This is a genomic window from Streptomyces sp. NPDC040545, from assembly GCF_055595065.1.
In genome coordinates, this window is sequence record NZ_JBVIWA010000001.1 from 915,627 (window position 1) to 935,764 (window position 20,138).

16 protein-coding genes are annotated in these 20,138 nt (G+C 71.5%); 8 read left to right on the forward strand and 8 right to left on the reverse strand.

Going from position 1 to position 20,138, the window contains the following annotated elements:
- Positions 1-114: 114 nt before the first annotated feature.
- From gmd to ACZ573_RS04395, 4 genes are all read left to right on the forward strand, one after another.
- The gene (gene gmd, locus ACZ573_RS04380; protein ID WP_189742990.1) at positions 115-1,128 is read left to right on the forward strand and encodes a GDP-mannose 4,6-dehydratase; all 1,014 of its coding nucleotides are present in this window, start codon (positions 115-117) and stop codon (positions 1,126-1,128) included.
- 246 nt (positions 1,129-1,374) lie between these two features.
- A complete protein-coding gene (locus tag ACZ573_RS04385; RefSeq protein ID WP_471298749.1) occupies positions 1,375-4,158 on the forward strand; it encodes a CBM96 family carbohydrate-binding protein in 2,784 nt (927 codons plus the stop codon).
- A gap of 96 nt (positions 4,159-4,254) precedes the next feature.
- Positions 4,255-4,926 carry a hypothetical protein gene (locus ACZ573_RS04390; protein ID WP_471298752.1) on the forward strand — a complete coding sequence of 224 codons (672 nt, stop codon included), beginning with the start codon at positions 4,255-4,257 and terminating at the stop codon, positions 4,924-4,926.
- Between the two features lie 110 nt (positions 4,927-5,036).
- Positions 5,037-5,255, forward strand: coding sequence for a DUF6458 family protein (locus ACZ573_RS04395; protein WP_471298755.1), 219 nt, complete (start codon positions 5,037-5,039; stop codon positions 5,253-5,255).
- Here the strand turns inward: ACZ573_RS04395 and ACZ573_RS04400 are convergent.
- From ACZ573_RS04400 to ACZ573_RS04410, 3 genes are read right to left on the reverse strand one after another with little or no spacing between them, the layout of a single operon-like run.
- The gene (locus ACZ573_RS04400; protein ID WP_471298758.1) at positions 5,248-5,472 is read right to left on the reverse strand and encodes an HD domain-containing protein; all 225 of its coding nucleotides are present in this window, start codon (positions 5,470-5,472) and stop codon (positions 5,248-5,250) included. The genes ACZ573_RS04395 and ACZ573_RS04400 overlap by 8 nt on opposite strands.
- A gap of 33 nt (positions 5,473-5,505) precedes the next feature.
- Positions 5,506-6,621, reverse strand: coding sequence for a glycosyltransferase (locus tag ACZ573_RS04405; protein WP_471298761.1), 1,116 nt, complete (start codon positions 6,619-6,621; stop codon positions 5,506-5,508).
- Between the two features lie 8 nt (positions 6,622-6,629).
- Complete coding sequence (locus tag ACZ573_RS04410) at positions 6,630-7,169, reverse strand: WcaF family extracellular polysaccharide biosynthesis acetyltransferase (RefSeq protein ID WP_471298764.1); 540 nt, start codon at positions 7,167-7,169, stop codon at positions 6,630-6,632.
- Positions 7,170-7,264: 95 nt separating this feature from the next.
- Between ACZ573_RS04410 and ACZ573_RS04415 the strand changes: the two genes are divergently transcribed.
- Positions 7,265-8,788: a hypothetical protein gene (locus tag ACZ573_RS04415; RefSeq protein ID WP_471298766.1), complete on the forward strand. Its 1,524-nt coding sequence runs from the start codon at positions 7,265-7,267 to the stop codon at positions 8,786-8,788.
- Positions 8,789-9,051: 263 nt separating this feature from the next.
- On the opposite strand, the gene ACZ573_RS04420 is transcribed toward ACZ573_RS04415, so the two are convergent.
- From ACZ573_RS04420 to ACZ573_RS04430, 3 genes are read right to left on the reverse strand one after another with little or no spacing between them, the layout of a single operon-like run.
- Positions 9,052-10,278 carry an MATE family efflux transporter gene (locus ACZ573_RS04420; protein WP_471298769.1) on the reverse strand — a complete coding sequence of 409 codons (1,227 nt, stop codon included), beginning with the start codon at positions 10,276-10,278 and terminating at the stop codon, positions 9,052-9,054.
- The gene (locus tag ACZ573_RS04425; protein WP_471298772.1) at positions 10,275-12,032 is read right to left on the reverse strand and encodes a lipopolysaccharide biosynthesis protein; all 1,758 of its coding nucleotides are present in this window, start codon (positions 12,030-12,032) and stop codon (positions 10,275-10,277) included. Before ACZ573_RS04425 ends, ACZ573_RS04420 begins: the two co-directional genes overlap by 4 nt.
- On the reverse strand, positions 12,029-13,240 hold the full coding sequence (locus ACZ573_RS04430) for a glycosyltransferase (RefSeq protein WP_471299077.1): 1,212 nt from the start codon (positions 13,238-13,240) through the stop codon (positions 12,029-12,031). Before ACZ573_RS04430 ends, ACZ573_RS04425 begins: the two co-directional genes overlap by 4 nt.
- Positions 13,241-13,390: 150 nt before the next feature.
- Between ACZ573_RS04430 and ACZ573_RS04435 the strand changes: the two genes are divergently transcribed.
- Positions 13,391-13,894, forward strand: a complete 504-nt coding sequence (locus ACZ573_RS04435) for an FAD synthase family protein (protein WP_471298775.1) — start codon at positions 13,391-13,393, stop codon at positions 13,892-13,894.
- On the opposite strand, the gene ACZ573_RS04440 is transcribed toward ACZ573_RS04435, so the two are convergent.
- Positions 13,875-14,597: a CDP-alcohol phosphatidyltransferase family protein gene (locus ACZ573_RS04440; protein WP_471298778.1), complete on the reverse strand. Its 723-nt coding sequence runs from the start codon at positions 14,595-14,597 to the stop codon at positions 13,875-13,877. The two genes, ACZ573_RS04435 and ACZ573_RS04440, sit on opposite strands and share 20 nt — an antisense overlap.
- Positions 14,598-14,712: 115 nt before the next feature.
- Complete coding sequence (gene glgX / locus ACZ573_RS04445; protein ID WP_471298781.1) at positions 14,713-17,022, reverse strand: glycogen debranching protein GlgX; 2,310 nt, start codon at positions 17,020-17,022, stop codon at positions 14,713-14,715.
- A 182-nt stretch (positions 17,023-17,204) separates the two neighbouring features.
- Between glgX and ACZ573_RS04450 the strand changes: the two genes are divergently transcribed.
- Together ACZ573_RS04450 and ACZ573_RS04455 are read left to right on the forward strand one after the other, a co-directional pair.
- Positions 17,205-18,425: a L,D-transpeptidase gene (locus ACZ573_RS04450; protein ID WP_471299080.1), complete on the forward strand. Its 1,221-nt coding sequence runs from the start codon at positions 17,205-17,207 to the stop codon at positions 18,423-18,425.
- Positions 18,426-18,846: 421 nt separating this feature from the next.
- Positions 18,847-20,073, forward strand: a complete 1,227-nt coding sequence (locus tag ACZ573_RS04455) for a L,D-transpeptidase (protein ID WP_471298784.1) — start codon at positions 18,847-18,849, stop codon at positions 20,071-20,073.
- Positions 20,074-20,138 lie beyond the last annotated feature (65 nt).

Consider the following 20,138-nt stretch of genomic DNA (forward strand, 5'->3'; position numbering starts at 1 on the left):
GCCCCCCTGGCCGCGACCCGACCCTTCGGCGCGCCGCCCCGCAGGGCCGGCTCCGCACCCACCCCGAGGCACAGCCTCACCACGACCGACAGAAACCACCAGCAAGGGGACCCCATGGGCAAGACCGCACTGATCACCGGAGTCACCGGACAGGACGGCTCGTACCTCGCCGAGCTCCTGCTCTCCAAGGGCTACACGGTGCACGGGCTCGTGCGGCGGTCCTCCAGCTTCAACACGGAGCGGGTCGACCACATCTACCAGGACCCGCAGACCGCCAACCGGTCCTTCGTCCTGCACCACGCCGACCTGTCCGACGGCGTCGCCCTCGTGAACCTGCTCCGCGACATACGCCCCGACGAGGTCTACAACCTCGGCGCCCAGTCCCACGTCCGCGTCTCCTTCGACGCCCCGCTCTACACGGGTGACGTGACCGGCCTCGGCGCGCTGCGGCTGCTGGAGGCCATCCGGGCCAGCGGTGTCGACACCCGCATCTACCAGGCCTCGTCCTCCGAGATGTTCGGCGCCACCCCGCCCCCGCAGAACGAGGCCACGCCGTTCCACCCGCGCAGCCCGTACGGCGCCGCGAAGGTCTTCGCGTACTGGACGACGGTGAACTACCGCGAGGCGTACGACATGTTCGCCGTCAACGGGATCCTCTTCAACCACGAGTCCCCGCGCCGCGGCGAGACCTTCGTGACCCGCAAGATCACCCGCGCGGTGGCCCGTATCAAGGCCGGTCTTCAGGACCACCTCTACCTCGGCAACCTCGACGCGGTGCGCGACTGGGGCTACGCCCCCGAGTACGTGGACGCCATGTGGCGGATGCTCCAGCAGGACGAGCCCACCGACTACGTCGTCGCCACCGGCGTGGCCGCGACCGTCCGCGAGTTCGTCGAGTCCTCCTTCACGCACGCCGGTCTCGACTGGACCGACCACGTGCGTTACGACCCCAAGTACGAGCGCCCGAGCGAGGTCGACGCCCTCATCGGCGACGCGTCCAAGGCCCATGACCTGCTTGGCTGGAAGCCGACGGTCCTGGTGGCGGAACTGGCGCAGATCATGGTGGACGCCGACATCCGTCAGGTCGAGGACCAACTGGCGGGCGTGACAGTCCGCATCGACCGCTGAGGCCTTATATTTCCCCTACGGTTTGCCGTGTTCCGGCCATGCTCCGCAGCTCTGCAGGGGTATGGCCGAGGTAAACCTGCCGTATGTCCCTTGTGCACCCTCCAGGCTGAACCTGTTGATTCCAAGTTGGTATGCAATGGGTCAAGAGAGGTGACCGGGCCTTCAAGTGAGCCCTAGTCTGCGCCAGTACATATGGCTGTTCGGATAGTTCCAGCCATCAAACCGGGCAATTGCCCTGGGGGGCTCATGCGTAGATCCAGAGGGCTGACTGCCGCCCTCGTCCTGTCACTGGCCGGTGCGGGCACCGGCATAGGCCTGGTGCTGATGCCTCAGGCGTCCGCCATCACGGCTCCGGTGGCATTCACCGCCGACGAGCTGCCGACCTGGCAGACGAACGGCGTCGTCTGGGCGATGGCCCAGGCCGACGGCACCGTCTTCGCCGGCGGTACCTTCTCGGCCGTCCGTCCGCCCGAGGGCGTGGCCGGCGCGGAGCAGAGTGCCGTGAACTTCGTGGCGCTCGACGCCGCGACCGGCAATCCCACCTCCTGCAAGCTGGCCTTCACCATCGGCGAAGGCACCGCGACCGTTCGTACGCTGGTCGTCTCGAAGGACAAGAAGACCCTCTACGCGGGCGGGTCCTTCGGCGCCGTCAACGGCACCCCGGTCTCCAGCCTCGCCGCGATCGACATCGCGAGCTGCACCCCCAAGGCATCGTTCCACCCGAGCTTCCCCGCCACCGTGCGCGCGCTCGCCGTCACCGACGACACCCTGTACGCGGGTGGCGACTTCGCCGCCGTCGAGGGCCAGACCCGCGAGCGGTTCGCCGCCGTGGACGCCTCCTCCGGTGCGCTGAAGCCCTTCGTCGCCAACGTCGACGAGCCGGGCCGCGCCGTCGAGGTCACCCCCGACGGCAAGAACGTCCTCCTCGGCGGCGACTTCTTCACCGTCAACGGCTCCAACAGCCACGCCCTCGCCGTGGTCAACGCCACCACGGGCGCGGTCACCAAGACGTACGCCAACATCCCGTCGAACTCGGTCGTCAAGGACATCTCCACCGACGACACCGGCTTCTACACGGGTCACGAGGGTTCCGGCGGCGGCGTCTTCGACGGTCGCATCGGCCTGCGCCTGAGCGACTTCACCGAGAAGTGGCGCGACCGCTGCCTCGGCGCCACCCAGTTCGTCCTGCCGTACGAGGGAGTGCTCTACAGCTCCTCGCACGGGCACGACTGCTCCACCGAGCTGGAGTTCCCCGACGGCAAGCGCAACTTCCTGCTGGCCCAGCCGACCAACCACGAAGGCGCCGCCCCCGCGCCCGTGGACGGCTTCGTGCGCGGCCCCGGCAAGCTGGGCTGGCACCCCACGGCCAACGACGGCATGGACGGCACCGAGGGCATCGGCCCGCGCGTCATGGCCGTGGCCGAGAAGAACAACGTCAAGTACATGTGGGTCGGCGGTGAGTTCACCCTCATCAACGGCAAGCCGCAGTGGGGCCTGACCCGCTTCGCCTCCACCGGCGACGTCGGCGCCCCGACCACCCCGGTGGCCAGCGCCTCCAGCGTCAAGCCCGGCGAGGTCCAGGTCCGCTGGCGCACCAGCTACGACGCGGACGACAGCAAGCTGACGTACCGCATCTACCGCAACGGCTCGGCCACCCCGGCCGCCACCGTCACCGCCAGCTCGCTGGAGTGGGAGCGCCCCCAGGCCTCCTGGAACGACACCACGGCCAAGGCCGGCCAGAGCTACACCTACCGGGTGACCGCGACCGACGCCGCCGGTAACACCAGCGCCCTGTCGGCCGTCGCCTCGGTGACCGTCCCGACCTCGGTCCAGTCCTACCCGAACCAGGTCCGCGCCGACGGCGCCGACCTCTACTGGCGCTACGACGACGCGGTCAGCCCCTACGTCGCCGACTCCTCGGTGTCCGGCAACCGCAGCGGTGTCCAGCTCAACGCCCCCGCCCTGAAGCAGTCGCCCGGCGCCGTCTCCGGCAGCACGGCGATGGGCTTCAACGGGACCAGCCAGCAGGTGTACAGCGACCGCCGCCAGACGGTCGGCAACGCGTTCACCATCGAGACCTGGTTCAAGACGGACACCACGCGCGGCGGCAAGCTCATCGGATTCGGCAACAACACCGCGCGCAACAGCGGCTCGTACGACCGCCAGCTGTACATGACCAACACCGGTCGCCTGGTCTTCGGCGTCTACAACGGCTCGACCCGGACCGTCTCCACGGGCCTGTTCGAGACGTACAACGACAACAAGTGGCACCACGTGGTCGGCACCCAGGGCCCCGGCGGCATCACGCTGTACGTCGACGGCCAGAACAAGGGTTCCCTGAACGCCACGAGCAACAGCACCTTCGCGGGCTACTGGCACGTCGGCGGGGACAACCTCGCCAACTGGCCGACCCGCCCGACGAGCAATTTCTTCGCGGGTCAGCTCGATGAGACCGCCGTCTACCCGTCGGCGCTCACCCAGGCCCAGGTCAAGAGCCACTTCGACCTGGCCAAGGCGCCCACCGACACGGTCTCCGCGGTCAAGACGACCGAGGACACCTACATCAACCAGGGCGCCCCGAGCACCGCCTACGGCACGTCCACCTCGCTCGCGGTGCGCGGCAGCGGCTCGCTGTACGAGACGTACATGCGCTTCAACCTGCCGGCCGCCCCGGCGGGCCAGGTCCTGAAGTCCGCCTCGCTGCAGATCAAGACCAGCACGCAGGCGAACTCCGGCACCGCCGACACCGTGAAGGTGCTCCCGGTCACCGGTAACTGGACCGGCGCGGGTACCACCTTCAACACCAAGCCCACCCTCGGCACCACCCCGCTCGGCAGCATCGTGGGCGTGCCGGAGGGCTCCGCGGTCCACAACGTGGAGCTGGACACCACCGCGGTCTCCGCGGCGCTGGGCACCAGTTACGCCCTGGGCCTGACGAGCACGGGCACCGACCCGCTGTGGATCTGGTCCTCCGAGGCCACGGCGGCGGAGGGTACTCCGCAGCTGGTCCTCACCTTCGGCGCGAAGTAAGCGACGACAACCGAAACAACCGCCTGACGGCGTGCGGGGTCCGGCTCTCTGTGGCCGGGCCCCGCTGCACACCCCCTTGAGTACGGGAGCCATCCGATGTACCGACGCTCCGCAGCGGCTGCTGTCCTGCTGGCCGCCGCCCTGACGCTGACCGCCTGCAGTTCGGGCGGGGACAAGGCCGACTCCGGCGCCAAGCCGAAGCCCCCGGCCTCTTCGTCGGCCCCCGACCCGGCGGACGCTCCGCAGCCGTCGACCGACCCGAACGCGAAGCCGACCGGCCCCGTCCTGCCGGACGCGAAGCTCACCCCGAAGACGGGCAGTTTCACGGCGGAGGAGAAGAAGTACCTGAGCGGGCGGGTCCCCGACAAGGTGGACCCGGCGTCCGTGCTGCAGGGTGGCCAGGACGCCTGCCAGCGGGTGCAGCGCACCGCGAAGCACGACAAGGACGCGGCGACCGGAGCCGTCATCACCGGCGAGATCCCGGGCGCCAAGGACGCGATCACCCTCCTGTGCCCGGACCAGAAGCCGATTCTCGCCGCGGCGGAGAAGGGCTTCCCCGAAGGCCCCCGGACCTCGCCCGCGGCCGGCAACTACCGGGCGCTCACCCAGGCCACGAACTGCAAATGGGAGGCCAAGGGCAAGGACGGCGCCACCCTCGCCTCGGGCCCGGAGACCCCGCCCAAGGCGGGCGACAAGATCACGGCGACGATCCCGGCCGGCACGGCGGAGTTCAACTCCACGGGCTGCTACGCCTGGATCCCCGCGTAACCGAGCCGTCAACGCCCCCGAGGACCGGACTCCCGGCCCCCGGGGGCGTTTCCGTACCCGGAACCCGGGTACCCGCGCGGTCACAGTCCCGACAGCGGAAGGCGGATCCCATGGGCATCGGCGGATGCATCGTCCTGATCGTGGTGGGTGCGATCCTCACCTTCGCCAGCGACTGGGAGCTGGAGAGCGTCAACCTCGACCTGGTCGGCCTGATCATGATGGCGGTCGGCGGAATCGGCCTCGCCGTGTACACGAGCATCTACAAGCGCCGCCGCACCACGGGCGGCGCCATCCCGGTGGTCGAGGAACACCGCCGCGACGTCATCTGACGTCATCGGCAACCGCTTTCGCGCCGGCATAGCCGATGTCGTGCAGCCATGCTGCCGCGACCAGCAGTTCCCTGTCCTGCTCAGAAACGGATCGGGACAGTTCCCGCGCCCGCTCCGCGACGCCCTGGGTGTGCAGCCGGCGGTCGCCCGGCGGAGGCAGCAGGGACTGCGCCGGCCTGGCCGCTCCTTGCGGAGATTGCAGTGCGGATGAGGGCATGGCCCACACCGTATCGACGCGGGCCGCCGTCCCTCAGTGGCGGATGCCTTCGTAGACCGGGAGGAGGGTGTCCAGGACGGCGTCCATGGAGAAGGACTCCGCGGCCAGTTCGCGGGCCGACCGGGAGGCCTCGTGGTTGGCTGCCGGGTCCAGGAGGTTCAGGACGGCGGTGGAGACGCCTGCCGGGCCGGGGTCGACCGCGTGGCCGGCGCCGGTGCGGGCGATGTCGCGGGCCAGGCCGTTGGAGTGGGTCACCACCGTGGGGACGCCCACGGAGAGGGCTTCCAGCACCGACATGGGGAACGGCTCGTCCACCGACGGCAGTACGTAGACGTGGGCCCGGCGCAGTTCGGCGAGGACCTCCGCGCTGGAGAGGGCTCCCGGGACCGTGAACCGGTCGGTGAGGCCCAGCGCCCCGATCCGCGCCCGTACGGCGGCCAGTTCGCCCTCGTCCGGGCCCGCGACCACGAACTGCGCGTCCGGGTGGGCGGCGAGAACCGCCGGGGCCGCGTCCACGAAGTCCACCGGCCGCTTACGGGCCTGCAGGCGCGCCGAGTACAAGATGCGCGGCGGGCCGCTCAGCGGGGGCCGCTCCTCCTGCGCCGGGGTCCCGTTGACCAGGCGGACCGCCTGCGCCAAGGGCGGCGCGCCGGCCACCGCGTCCAGCCCCTCTCGCTCGTGCGGGGTCAGGTACAGCACCGCGTCCGCGCCGCGCAGCAGCCGACGTACCGCCACCGCGTCCAGCACCTTGGCCAGCAGCTTCTCGCTCGGGTCCACCATGCCGTGGGTCTGCAGCACCAGCGGCTTGCCCGCCCGCAGCGCCGCCAGCGCGACCGGCAGCGTCACCAGGTCCCGGGCCAGGTGGACGTGTACGACATCGGCGTCCCGCACCAGCCGGCCGGCCGAGGCCAGCAGGGCCGGGGAGGTCATCCCGCTGAAGCCGAGGGGGAGCAGGCGGCGGGCCGGGAACAGCTTCGCCGGGACCCCCTCGACGGAGGCCGGCCATTGCTCGAAGCCCTCGCCGAGCGCCAGCAGCCGCGCCTCGTGGCCCCGGGCCCGCAGCCCCTTCGCCAGGTTCAGCGCGACCCGCACCGGTCCGCCGAAGGCGTGCGAGGGGGAGTGCAGGGTGACGGCGTGCAGGACTCTCATCGCGGCACTCAATTGGGCTCCTCCACCGGGCGGCGGTGCCCGTCCTGGGTCTGCAGGGTCAGCGCGGGAAGGTTCTTGTGGACCACCGAACCGGCGCCCGCGACGGCGCAGCGCCCCACCGTGACCCCGGCGAGCACGGTCGCCCGTACCGCCACCCACGCGCCGTCCTCGACCACGATCGGGGCGTTGCGGTAGCGGAAGTCGGCGGCCCGGTGGTCGTGCGAACCGGTGCACAGCATGGCTTCCTGCGAGACGCACACGTTCGCCCCGATGGTCACCGGCTCCAGGTTCAGCAGCCAGGCGCCCTCACCTATCCAGGTGTGGTCCCCGATGTCGAGCTTCCACGGCCACAGCACCCGCACCCGGTGCCGGATGAGAACGCCCTCGCCGATCTTCGCCCCGAAGGCCCGCAGTAGCACCACCCGCACCCGCGCCGGACAGAACCAGCTCATGAACAGCGTGTTCATCACGGCGAACCAGAGCGCCTGCGTCAGCAGCCCGCGGCCCTTGTCGTACCCGGCCAGCGTGAAGGAAGGAAGATCCCGCAACTGTCGCCCCCATCTGCACTCAGCCGCCGCCTCCCCGGGCGTGGCCCGCTCAGACTAGACTGCGCGCGGACCAGGCACATCGGGTGGGGGCGGCAGTGACGACGGACATACGCAAGCCCTCCGCGACGCCGCCGAAGCAGCCCGTTCCGTCCCCCTTCGAGGACGAGAGCCTGTGGGGCCGGGCCACCCTCCCGCGCACGCTCCTCTCGCGCGCGCTGTCCGTCCCGCTCGCGCTCGGATTCACCGTCTTCCTGCCGCTGTTCGTCGCCGTCCAGACCGGTGCCGGCGTCCGCGACGCGGCCTTCTGGCTCCAGCTGCTGCTCACCATGTACGCGGGCGCCCGGCTCTCCGCGATGGTCCTCACCAGCCGCCGCAAACTGCTGCAGGGCTCCTTCTGGCTCTTCGTCTACATGGCCATGGGCGTGGCCCCGCTCGCGCAGGCCGTCCTCGGCCAGGTCCCCACGCCGGTCGTCGGTCCGCGGACCGACCTGACCGTCGCCATCGGGCTCGTACTGCTCGGCTGCACGGCCTTCGACGTCGGCGTGCTGCTGGCCCGGCACCGGCCGGCCGGGCGTGCGGGCGGCTCCCAGAAGGAGTCGAAGCCCGTCATGGCGCACCGGCGCCGGCTCCAGCTCCTGACGATCCTGTCGTTCCTGTGCAGCGCCGCCTTCGTCATGAAGCTGGGCGGCCCTGCGGTCTTCTTCTCCAGCCGCCAGGAGATCATCGCCGGCATCGAGGAGGCGGGCGTCTCCAACGGCGACGGCCAGGCGGGCCAGGCCCTGCTGCGCGGCTTCGGCACCGTACCGGCGCTGCTCGCGCTGCTCCTGTACACCCGCTGGCTGATCACCTCGAAGTTCGCCCGCCGCAAGGTGTCGATCATCGTCACGTGGGCGGCACTGGCCGGCCTCAACCTGATCGTCAACAACCCGATCTCGAACCCGCGGTACTGGTTCCTGACGGTCATGTTCGCCCTGCTGTTCACCGTCTTCCCGGTGAGCGCGGCGATGTACCGGGTGGCGCTGTCCATGGCGGTCGTCGTCGCGCTCCTGATCTTCCCGTTCGCGGACCGCTTCCGCTACGACGAGAAGAACTACCGGCCGGTCGAGACCACGTCCTTCCTGGAGCCCATGGCCCTCAAGGACTACGATCAGATCGGCATGTTCGCGAACACCATCACCTTCTCGAACTCCGGCCCCGGCCACTACTACGGACGCCAGCTCGCGGGATCGATCTTCTTCGCGGTGCCGCGCGCGGTGTGGCCCGGCAAGCCGCGGGACACGGGCGTGATGGTCGGCCAGTGGATGGGCACGGTCAACACCAACCTCTCCTCCCCGATCTGGGCGGAGCTGTGGCTGGACTTCGGGCCGCTGGGCATGGGGGCGGGGCTGCTGGGCATGGGGTACGCCTCGGCCCGCGTCGACCGGCGCTACGCGAAGCGGGCCACGCGCAGGAGTCCGCCGGGGAGCCTGATCTCGGTGGTGGTCCCGCTGGTCGCGGGCTACTCGTTCATCCTGCTGCGGGGGCCGCTGCTGCAGGCGTCGGGGCGGGTGGCGATCGCGGCCCTCTGCCTTGCGCTGGTCGCGACCTACCGCACGGACAAGTCCACCACCCTGCGCTGACCGCGCCGCTGTTGTGGGGCCCGCCCGCACCTTGTCCGCGCCACCGCTTCCCGGGGCTCCGCCCCGTACCCCCCTGGATTTTCAGCCCGTCCGGCGTGAGGACCGGGTCCGGGCGGAGCCCGGTACTTCAGCCCCGCCGGCGATTGAGGCGCGGGGTCCGGGCAGGGCCCGGGAAACGGTGAAAGGGCGGGGCGGGGAGAGAAGCCCGCGCAGCGGCTCACACGGCGGCGGCCCGGTGGGGCTCATCGCTCCGCGCGAGCGGGTCAGGCAGCAGGTACGGGCTCGGTGTCCCACGAGCCGGCGGCGGCCGGGAGGCGGGTGACGCGCCACCAGGCGGCCAGGGCCTTGAGGGCCGAGCCGGCCGCCAGGCCCCACGCGGCGCCCGCCACCCCCCACACCGCGTAGCCACCCAGCAGCAGCCCCACCGACAGCAGCGAGAAGACCACCTGCAACGACAGCGTGGCCTTCGGCGCGAGCACCCGCAGGGTCAGCAGCGCGCACGTGCCGAGCCCCATCACCGCGTACTGCGCCCCCGTCGCCGGCAGCAGCGCCGACGCGCCCGCCCAGGTGTCGCCGAGCAGTTCCCGGCCCAGCCGGTCCGGCAGCAGGTACAGGGCCGTGGCCCAGCCCGCGCCGACCGCCGCCAGTACGAGTCCCAGTGCGGCCGTGGCCCGCACCACGGCCCGCTTGCCGCCGAGCCGCCCGAGCACCGGCGGTCCGAAGGCGTTCGCGGAGTTGAACAGCACGTTCAGCGGCCCGAAGAGCGTGGTCGCACCCCGCAGCGCGCCGACGGCCAGCGGCGTCGCGAAGACGCCGAGGCCCAGGACGGCGAGCTGGCTGGAGCCGTTGCCCACCGCGAACTCGACCACGAACCGCTGCCCGAGGTGGCCCCGCCGCAGGTACGGCCGCAGGTCGGCGCGCACGCCGCGTACGTACGGCCGCAGCAGCCAGAGCCCCACGCCCAGCGCCGGCAGCGCCGAGAGCCCCCACGCGAGCACCAGCCGTCCCGCCGAGGCCCCTTCGGGCTGCAGGGCCAGCGCCGCGACCACGCACACCAGCCGCAGCACGTCGGCGGCCAGCGCCCGCTGCGGGGCGCGCAGCGCGGAGAAGCAGTACCGCAGGCCGTCCTGGAGCAGCACCAGCGGCAGTACGAGGCCCAGCGCGAGGAAGGCGGTCCCGGTGGGCCCGGGGAGGGCGAGGCCCACCACCAGCAGCAGCGCGCCCACGGCGGCCGACGCGGCCGCGGTGAAGCCCACGGCCGAGCGGCACTCGGCGCCGAGCCGCTCGCCCTTCTCCAGCACCAGGCTCTGGCCGACGTAGGCCATGTTCAGTCCGAGGAGCACGCTGAAGGTCACGTACACCATGGAGAAGTCGGCGAACCCGGACGCCGAGGACAGCCGGGCGGCCAGCACCAGCACCAGGATGTTCGTGGCGCTGGACGCGGCCTGGTCCAGGACCGACGCGACGGCGGCGAGGCCGCGTCGGCTCATCTGCGGCCCATGCGGACGGTGCGCAGCGCGACGGTGTCGGTGCCGTCACCGGGGATGTGCTGTTCGGGCTCGGCCACCTCGTACGGGATCGGCCGGGGCTCCGGCACGGACCGCCCGGGCTTCGAGGAGGTCCCGGGACCCCCGGCGGGGGCCGGGCCGGCCTTGTCCTTGCTGCGGCCGCGCTTCTCGCCGGGCAGCGGCGCGTGCAGCACCGCGCCGAGGACGGTGCCGCCGGCGCCGCTGATCAGTTCGCGGATCCGGGACAGGTCGGTGCGGTGCACCGCGCGCGGGTCGCAGACGACCAGGACGCCGTCGACGCGGTCGACGAGGGCCAGGGCGTCGGCGTAGGAGAGCACGGGCGGAGCGAGCACGACGACCGTGGAGTTGGGGGAGTCGGCCTCGGAGATCAGCCGGGTGGCGCGGGCCGAGGTCAGCGAGCGGGGGACGTTGCGTGCCCGCTCGCCCGGGATGAGGTCGAAGGATCCGGACTCCCCGGCGTCCACGACGAGCTGGCGCCCGTCGGGCCATTCGGTGTCCGAGTGACGGCCGCCCTGGTTCGGGCTGCCCGGGGTCTGGCTCCAGCGCGGCCTGCCGCCGGCGTCCGTCGGCAGCTGGCTGGCCAGGACAGGGGTGCGCAGGTCGGCCTCGATGAGGAGGACGTCCTTGCCGGTCTCCGCGAAGGAGGCGGCGAGGTTCACGGCCACCGCGGCGGCGGTCTCGCTGCTGCCGCGCGGGGCGACGACGAGCAGGCGGCGCCGGTCGGCGAAGCGGGAGTCGTAGGCGAGGCGGAAGGCCACCGAGCGGTACTCCTCGGCGAGCCGGGGATCGGCCTCGCCGGCGGCGAGCAGCGGTCCGCCGCCCGTCCGGTCCCGGGGCAGGTAACCCAGGACGGGTGCGCGAAGTGCCCGGGCGACGTCGCCCTCGGAGCGCGGGGCCGGATCGAAGACGAGGCGGACCCAGGCGGCCAGCAGGCCGAGTGCGAGGCCGACGGCCGCGCCGAGCGCGAGCGACATGACGATGCCGGGGCCGTCGGTGGCGGTGGGCGCGGTCGCCGCGCTGGTGACGCGGCCCGGGGTCATGTCCAGGGCCTCGAGCTTGGTGATCTTGGTGTTGTAGCCGCCGACCTCGCTCTGCAGGTCGGTCTTGGAGGAGGTGGCGGCGTCGCGTCCGGCGCCGGCCGGCATCCGGGCGATCTCCTTCGACAGCTCGTCGAGCTGCTTGGCGATCGGATCTCGCTGCTCCTTGTACCCCTTGACCATCTTGTCGCGGGTGGCGTCGAGGGCCTCCTGCCGCTTCAGCAGGTACGCCTCGGTCATCGTGTTGGCGCGCTTGGCGGCCTCCTTGGGGGAGTCCGCCGTGTACGTGAAGCGCAGGACCATGGTCTGCGGGGGGTTGGTCACCTGCAGACCGCTGCGCAGGGCGGCGAAGCCGGACGCGCCCACGCCGAGCTTCTTCGCCGCCTCGTTGGCTATGGAGGAGCTGAGCGCGACCTGGCGCTCCGAGCCGATGTTGATCGCCTTGTCCGGGGCGAGGCTCGGGTTGAACGGGTCGTCGGTGGGTGCGCGCAGGACGACGTCGGCGGTCGCGACATAGGTGTCGGCCGTGGAGATGCCGAGGTAGACGCCGCCCAGCAGGCCGATCCCGATGCCCGCGCCGATGAGCCTGCGGTAGCGCAGGAGCTGCCGGAACTGGTCTCTGAGGAGATCGGGTTCGTCGTCGGCCGGTGCCGCTGCAGGGCGGTTCGTCTCGATCACGGCCGGGGTCCCCCAAGTGCTTCGTCTATCAGTGCGTCGATGCGGGCCAGGCCCGCTTCGCGGCTCAGATGGGCCGCCACGTGGCGGGGTCCGGCCGCTCCCAGTGCGTCCGCGCCTTCCGGGTCCTCGGCCAGGGCCCGTACGGCCTTCAGCAGGGCCTCGGGGTCCTCCGGCGGTACGAGCACCCCTGCGCCCGAGCGTTCCACTTCCTGCGCGGTCCCGCCCTCCGCGGCCACGGAGGCGACGACGGGCCGGCCGGTCTGGAAGTACGAGGTCAGCTTCGACGGGACGCTCATGTCCAGCACGGCGGCGTGCTGCGTGACCGCGAGAACGTCCGCCGCGGCGAGGATATCCGGGAACTCACCGTCAGCGGCAGGGGGGATGATGTCCAGATTCGGCACATCCGACGCGAGATCGGACAGGGCCGCCCGCTGACTGCCGTCGCCCATCAGGACGAACCGGACGCTCGGATCCAGCCGGGCGGCGCCGACGAGGACTTCCAGGCCCTGCTTGAGGCCCATGTTCCCGGAGTGCAGGACGACGGTCTCGCCGGGTGCCCAGCCGAGGTGGTGGCGGGTCTCTCCGCGCGGCTTGGTGGGCACCGGCACGTGCGACCAGTTCGGGACGAGGCGGATCTTGGCCGGGTCCACGCCCATGCCGACGACCCGGTCCACGAAGGTCTCGTGGATGACGCCGACGAGGGTGGCGCGCTTGAGGGCGTAGGCCTCGGCGCGGCCGGCGATCGCGGCGGCCTTGTCGCCGCCGCTGATCCCGCTCTGCGCGGCGGCGGCGCCCATCAGGTCCTGGACGACCGGGATGTAGGGGACCTTCCACCGGGCCGCGAGCCGGGCGGCGAGCACTCCGCCGGCCAGGCTGGGCATCTGGGCGAGGACCGCGTCGGGCCTGGGCATCCGGGGCGGGGCCACGGCGCCGTGCAGCAGAATCGATCCTTCAAAAAGGGCCCGCTTCACGGCGGTCTGGCGCGGCGGCACGGTGTGCGCACGCCGGTGCACGGTGACACCCGCGCGCTGTTCCGTGCGCTGGAACGCCCCCTTGTATTCGGGTTCGAGCGACCAGGCCGGGTAGTGCGGCATGCCCGCGAGGACGTGCGTCTCGTGACCGAGATCCGCCCAGTGCTCCGCGATCTGGGTGGCGTACGGGCCGATTCCCGCATGCTCCGGAGCGTAATTGGTGGAAACCAGCAGCATGCGCCGCTGACCGGATCTGGACACCGTGCGTCCCCTCTTCCCCTGGATGATGCGCACGTCACCCTATTCGTTCACCCGCGTGGTGCGGAACGTGCACGCTATTGTCTGCTAATCCGCTGCACCGGGGGGTGTGGCTGCTGGGGGTAAATGATGACGGAGCACGACATGACCGACCTTGCTGCGCCCGCGCGCAGGCCGTATCGAGTCGGCTACGCGCCCGGCGCCTACGATCTGTTCCATATCGGGCATCTCAACATCCTCCGGCACGCCCGGAGCCAGTGCGACTACCTGGTCGCCGGAGTGGTCTCGGACGAGATGGCCGAGCTCGCCAAGGGGCGCCGCCCGATGATCCCGCTCGTCGAGCGGCTGGAGATCGTGCGCAGCGTGAAGTACGTCGACGCCGCCTTCGTCGAGACGGTCCCCGACAAGGTGGAGACCTGGAAGCAGGTCCGCTTCGACGTCATCTTCAAGGGCGACGACTGGCGCGGCACGCCCAAGGGCGACCGGCTGGAGAAGGACTTCGCCGCCCACGGCGTCGACGTCGTGTACTTCCCCTACACCGTGCACACGTCCAGCACCCAGCTGCGCCGGGCACTGGACGCGCTCGCGGAACCGGCCCAGGCGCCGGGCCAGGTCACCGGCGAACGGCGCTGAGCTCCCGGAACCACTTCGCGAGGAACGCCAGCAGGAACAGCGCGGCGGCCACGCCCAGTCCCGCGTACGCCCAGACGAACAGCTTCCCGCCGCCGAGCAGCAGGAACACCAGGCAGAACACCCCGTAGTCCACGGGCAGCAGGGCCACCGCGCGCGCGGTCGACGGCGCGGCCGCGGGGCTGCCGGGGGCCGGCTTCGGCTTCAGCTTCTCGGTCAACAGCCCGCCGAAGAAGGTCACCACCGCGGCGAACTGGAAGCCCAGCGGCACCAGCAGCCAGCCGTGCGCGCCCGTCCCGTACGCCTCGGGGAAGCGGTAGAAGGCGATCAGCACGCAGGAGTGCAGGGCGGTGAGCTTGGCGGCGTCCACCACGTGGTCGAGCCATTCGCCGGCCGCGCTGCCGCCGCCGCGCAGCCGGGCGAGCTGCCCGTCGGCGGAGTCGAAGGCGAAACCGACGGCGAGGGCGGCCCACACCGCGATCCCCAGCCCCCACGAGGGGGCGGACAGCGCGACCGCGGCCACGGCGGCGAAGCTGAAGGCGGCACTGATCAGCGTCACCTGGTTCGGGGTGAGCCCCAGCGCGTACGAACCGGCGGCCAGGTACCGCCCGGCGGGCCGGTTGGCGAACCGGGAGTAGAGCGACACCCCCTTCGCCGACTTCTGCGCCCCGCGCAGGTCCTGCAGCGCGGTCGTGACTCTGCCCATGCAGGGCCCCCCTCCGAGACGATGTCGAACACATCATCGCAGCACGAACGAGGGAGCTGGTTCCGGATGTCGGGTACGTCCGGAACCAGCACAAGGGACCGGGCCGGCCCGGTCCTCAGCTCACCACCCTCAGCAGCAGCACCGACCGCGCCGGGACCGTCAGGGCCTGCCCGCCGCGGTGCCGGGTCCGGGGAGGATCCGACTGGGCCTCCAGGGAGGTGTCCAGGACGACCTCGTACACCTCTGCCCAGGGCGCCCCCGGCAAGGCCCACTCCACCGGCCGGTCCCCGGTGTGCAGCAGCGCGAGGAAGCTGTCGTCCGTCACCTGCCGGCCCCGCTCGTCACGGCCCGGGATGTCCCGCCCCGACAGGTACATCCCCAGCGAGGAGGCCGGCGCGTACCAGTCCCGCTCCGTCATCTCCGTGCCCGCCGGGGTGAACCAGGCCAGGTCCCGCAGCCCGTCCGCGCCCTGCGAACGCCCGGAGAAGAACGCCCGCCGCCGTAGCACCGGATGGGCGTGGCGCAGCGAGATCAGCCGGGAGGTCAGGGCGAAGAGCGACTGCCAGGCCGGATCCTCCAGCAGCGACCAGTCCACCCAGCCCGTCTCGTTGTCCTGGCAGTACGCGTTGTTGTTGCCGTCCTGCGTCCGCCCGAACTCGTCCCCGGCCACCAGCATCGGCACGCCCGTGGACAGCAGCAGCGTGGTGAGCAGGTTGCGCAGCTGGCGGCGGCGCAGCACGCCGATCCGGGGATCGTCGCTCTCGCCCTCCGCCCCGCAGTTCCACGACCGGTTGTCATTCGTCCCGTCCCGGTTGGCCTCCCCGTTCGCCTCGTTGTGCTTGCGCTCGTACGACACCAGGTCGCGCAGGGTGAAACCGTCGTGCGCGGTCACGAAGTTCACCGAGGCGTACGGCCGCCGCCCGCCCCACGCGTACAGGTCGCTGGAGCCCGACAGCCGGTAGCCGAGATCCCGTACGTCGGGCAGCGCGCCCCGCCAGAAGTCCCGTACGGCGTCCCGGTAACGGTCGTTCCATTCTGTCCACAGCGGCGGGAACGCCCCCACCTGGTAGCCGCCCGAGCCCACGTCCCACGGCTCGGCGATGAGTTTCACCCGCCGCAGCACCGGGTCCTGGGCGATCACCGCGAGGAACGGCGACAGCATGTCCACGTCGTGCATCGACCGGGCCAGTGCCGCCGCCAGGTCGAAGCGGAAGCCGTCCACCCCCATCTCGGTGACCCAGTAGCGCAGCGAGTCGGTGATCAGCCGCAGCACGTGCGGGCGCCCCGCGTGCAGGGTGTTCCCGCAGCCCGTGTAGTCGGAGTACCGCCGAGGGTCGGACTGGAGCCGGTAGTAGCCCCGGTTGTCGATCCCGCGCAGCGACAGGGTCGGGCCCAGCTCGCCTGCCTCCGCCGTGTGGTTGTAGACCACGTCGAGGATGACCTCGATCCCGGCCGCGTGCAGGGCCCGGACCATCCGCTTGAACTCCCCGACCTGCTGCCCGGCCGTACCGCTCGCCGAGTACGCCGCGTGCGGGGCGAAGTAGCCGATCGAGTTGTAGCCCCAGTAGTTGCGCAGGCCCCGGCGCAGCAGATGGTCCTCGTGTGCGAACTGGTGCACCGGCAGCAGCTCGACCGCCGTCACCCCCAGACCCGTCAGGTGCTCGATCGCCGCCGGGTGGGCCAGGCCCGCGTAGGTGCCGCGCAGTTCCTCGGGAATACCCGGATGGCGCATCGTGAAGCCGCGCACGTGCAGCTCGTAGATCACCGAATCGGCCCACGGGGTCTTCGGCCGGACATCGTCCGCCCAGTCGTCGTCGTCGTGGACGACCACGCCCTTCGGGACGAACGGCGCGGAGTCCCGGTCGTCGCGCACGGTGTCCGCGATGTACTGCTGCGGCCAGTCCCGGACGTGCGCGTACACCTCCGGGGGCAGGGTGAAGTCCCCGTCCACGGCCCGCGCGTACGGGTCCAGGAGCAGCTTCGCCGGGTTGTAGCGGGCGCCCGTCCAGGGATCCCAGCGGCCGTGCACCCGGAATCCGTACCGCTGCCCGGGGCGTACGCCCGGCACGAATCCGTGCCAGATCTCGTGCGTGTGCTCCGTCAGGGTACAGCGGGTCTCGGCGCCGGCCTCGTCGAAGAGACACACCTCCACCGCCTCCGCGCCCTGCGCCCACAGGGCGAAATTGGTGCCCGCGGTCCCGTCCGGACCGTGATGGAACCGGGCCCCCAGCGGATGCGAGGACCCCGGCCACACCGGCGCCCCCGGGCGCGCGTGCACCCGTAACACCTGGCCCCTGACCTGGCCGTTCGGCCGCTCCTTCAGTCGGCCGTCGGTCTGCGGTACGGGCGCGGCCCGGCCGCTCCGCACCGCTTCCGCGGCATTGCTGACGGCTTCCACCGCCTCCTGCTCGGCTGCGCTCGACACTGCCCGCCTCCACGGCTCCTGGGTACCGGCGGGGGTAGGGGAGAGTGCGGCCCCGGCGTCCCGGCCTGGGCCCGCCCCCGTCTGGTCCTTCACACTGTTCTGCCCGGACAGTTCTGCCCGGAACGTGGCCCGCGCTCACGTTTCCCCCGCAGCGCCCGGTCGTTGGAGGGATCGTGACACTTCTGACGAGGCGGGCAGGGGCGGGCTTGGCCGCCGTGGCGGCATGGGCGGGCCTGCTGGGCGGCCTGGCCGGATGCACCCAGGACGGCAAGGCCCCGGTCGAGATCCAGCTGCCCGGCAAACCCCGCTCGCCGGACGAGGCGATCCGTATCACCCCCGACGACAACGCGAAGGGGGTCCCTGCGGACGGACGGCTGTCGGTCACCGTGCCCGAGGGCCGCCTGGAGCGGGTCGTCGTCACCAAGGTGGAGGACGCGCAGCAGGAACAGGTCCCCGGCGCCATCGCCGACGACGGGCTCAGCTGGAGCCCCGACCCCGCCTCCGGACGGCTCGCGCTCGCGGCCAAGTACACCGTGGACGCCGTCGCCCTCGACGGGCACGACCGCCGCCAGGCCCGCCACACCACCTTCACCACCTTCGTTCCCGAGGAGCGGTTCATCGGCTACTTCAAGCCCGAGAACCGCTCCACCGTCGGCACCGGCATGATCGTCTCCTTCCGCTTCAGCCAGGCGATCGAGCGCCGCGCCGAAGTGGAGCGGGCCATTTCCGTCACCTCCGACCCCGGCGTACAGGTCGTCGGCCACTGGTTCGGGCGGGAGCGGCTCGACTTCCGGCCCAAGGAGTACTGGAAGTCCGGCACCAAGGTCACCGTGAAGATGGACCTGCGCGACATCGAGGGCGCGCCCGGCGTGTACGGCATCCAGGACAAGACCGTCAGCTTCACCGTCGGCCGCTCCCAGATCTCCACCGTGGACGCGGCCGCGCACACCATGGAGGTCCGCCGGGACGGGCAGCTGGTGTCGACCGTGCCCATCAGCGCCGGGGCGCCCAAGACCACCACCTACAACGGCAAGATGGTGGTGATGGAGATGTTCGACGTCACCCGTATGAACGGCCAGACCGTCGGCTTCGGCGGCGAGTACGACATCCCCGACGTCCCTCACGCCATGCGGCTCACCTCTTCCGGAACCTTCCTGCACGGGAACTACTGGTCCAGCCCCGACACCTTCGGCACCACCAACGTGAGCCACGGCTGCGTGGGCCTGCGCGACGACAAGGGCGGCGGCTCCGACACCCCGGCCGGCTGGTTCTTCGACCGGACCCTCGTCGGGGACGTGGTGCAGGTGGTGAACTCGCAGGACAAGACCGTCGCCCCCGACAACGGGCTGGGCGGATGGAACATGTCCTGGGCGGACTGGGTCGCGGGCTCGGCCATCGCCTGATCGACGAGACACCCCCTCGGGCGGCCCCGCCCGGGCCTCCGAGTCCGAGGGCCGGCTCGTCGGCCTCGGCGACTTCGATTAGGACAAGCAGGCGGGCGGGGACAGCCGCTGCAACGTGGGCGTCGTCGGCGCCGGATCGCTGGCCCCCCCGCCCGCCGGCGCCGGCTTCCTCACCGCCGGCTCCGCCACCCACGGCAGCAGCACGACAAGGGCCCCCGCGCCTGACCCCTCGGCGGCCGCCCCCTCGGGATTGGCCTGATCACCTACACCGCCCCCGGTCACGGGGGCGGTCGCCGCGGCACTTCTCCGGGCAGTTGGGACGGAACGGTGACAAGACCGTGGCTCATCGTGATCTCTCCGTGTGATTACCTGTCAACAAGCGCGCGACAGTCCGCGCGCGGGGGACATGGGGAGAACACGAGTGAACCTGCAGCCGATACGCGGCCGCGCCCGCACCGGCCTGCCGGCCCTTCTGCTGGGGGCGGCGCTGCTGTTCACCACCGCGTGCAGTGGCAGTGGCGGTGGTAACGGCGGCGGCAGCGGTGGCGACAACGCCGGGGGTGGCGGCAAGACCGGTACCGAGGCCTCCAAGGCGGTCGTCAGCGTCAAGCCCGACGACGGGGCGAAGGAGGTCGCGACCAGCGGCGTCCTGAAGATATCGAGCACGGGCGGCAAGCTCACCACGGTGACCGTGGCGGACACCAAGGGCAACGCGGTCGAGGGCAAGCTCGCCGACGACGGCGCGAGCTGGGAGCCGGCCCGCCACCTGGCCTCCGCCACCGAGTACAAGGTGCACGCGGTCGCCAAGGACGAGGCCGGCCGGGAGTCCGCCAAGGACACCACCTTCACCACCCTGACCCCGACGAACACCTTCGTGGGCCACTACACGCCCGAGGACGGCGCCACCGTCGGCGTGGGCATGCCGGTCTCGATCAACTTCACCCGGGGGATCACCAACCCCGAGGCCGTCGAGAAGGCCATCACGGTCACCGCCGAGCCGGCCGTCCAGATCGAGGGCCACTGGTTCGGCAACGACCGCCTCGACTTCCGCCCCGAGAACTACTGGGCCGCGGGCACCAAGGTCACCGTGAAGCTCGCCCTCGACGGCGTCGAAGGCCGCCCCGGCGTCTACGGCAAGCAGACCCGTACGGTCACCTTCACCGTCGGCCGCTCGCAGGTCTCCACGGTCGACGCGAGCACCAAGCAGATGGAGGTCGTCCGTGACGGCCAGGTGTTCAAGAACGTCCCGATCACCGCGGGCGCCCCGTCGACGACCACGTACAACGGTCAGATGGTCATCAGCGAGAAGTACAAGGTGACCCGGATGAACGGTGCGACCGTCGGCTTCGGCGGCGAGTACGACATCGCCGACGTCCCGCACGCCATGCGCCTGTCGAACTCCGGCACCTTCGTCCACGGCAACTACTGGGCCTCCTCCGGCACCTTCGGCTCGGCGAACGTCAGCCACGGCTGCGTGGGCCTGCGCGACGAGCGCGGCGGCGGCGACCCCGACGCCCCGGCGGCCTGGTTCTTCAACGAGTCGCTGATCGGCGACGTGGTCGTCGTGAAGAACTCGAAGGACAAGCAGATCGCCCCGGACAACGGCCTCAACGGCTGGAACATGCCGTGGGCGGAGTGGATCAAGTAGTACGCCGCCCACGCGGTGAGGGCCCGGTGCTGTGACCCACAGCACCGGGCCACATCGCGTTAACC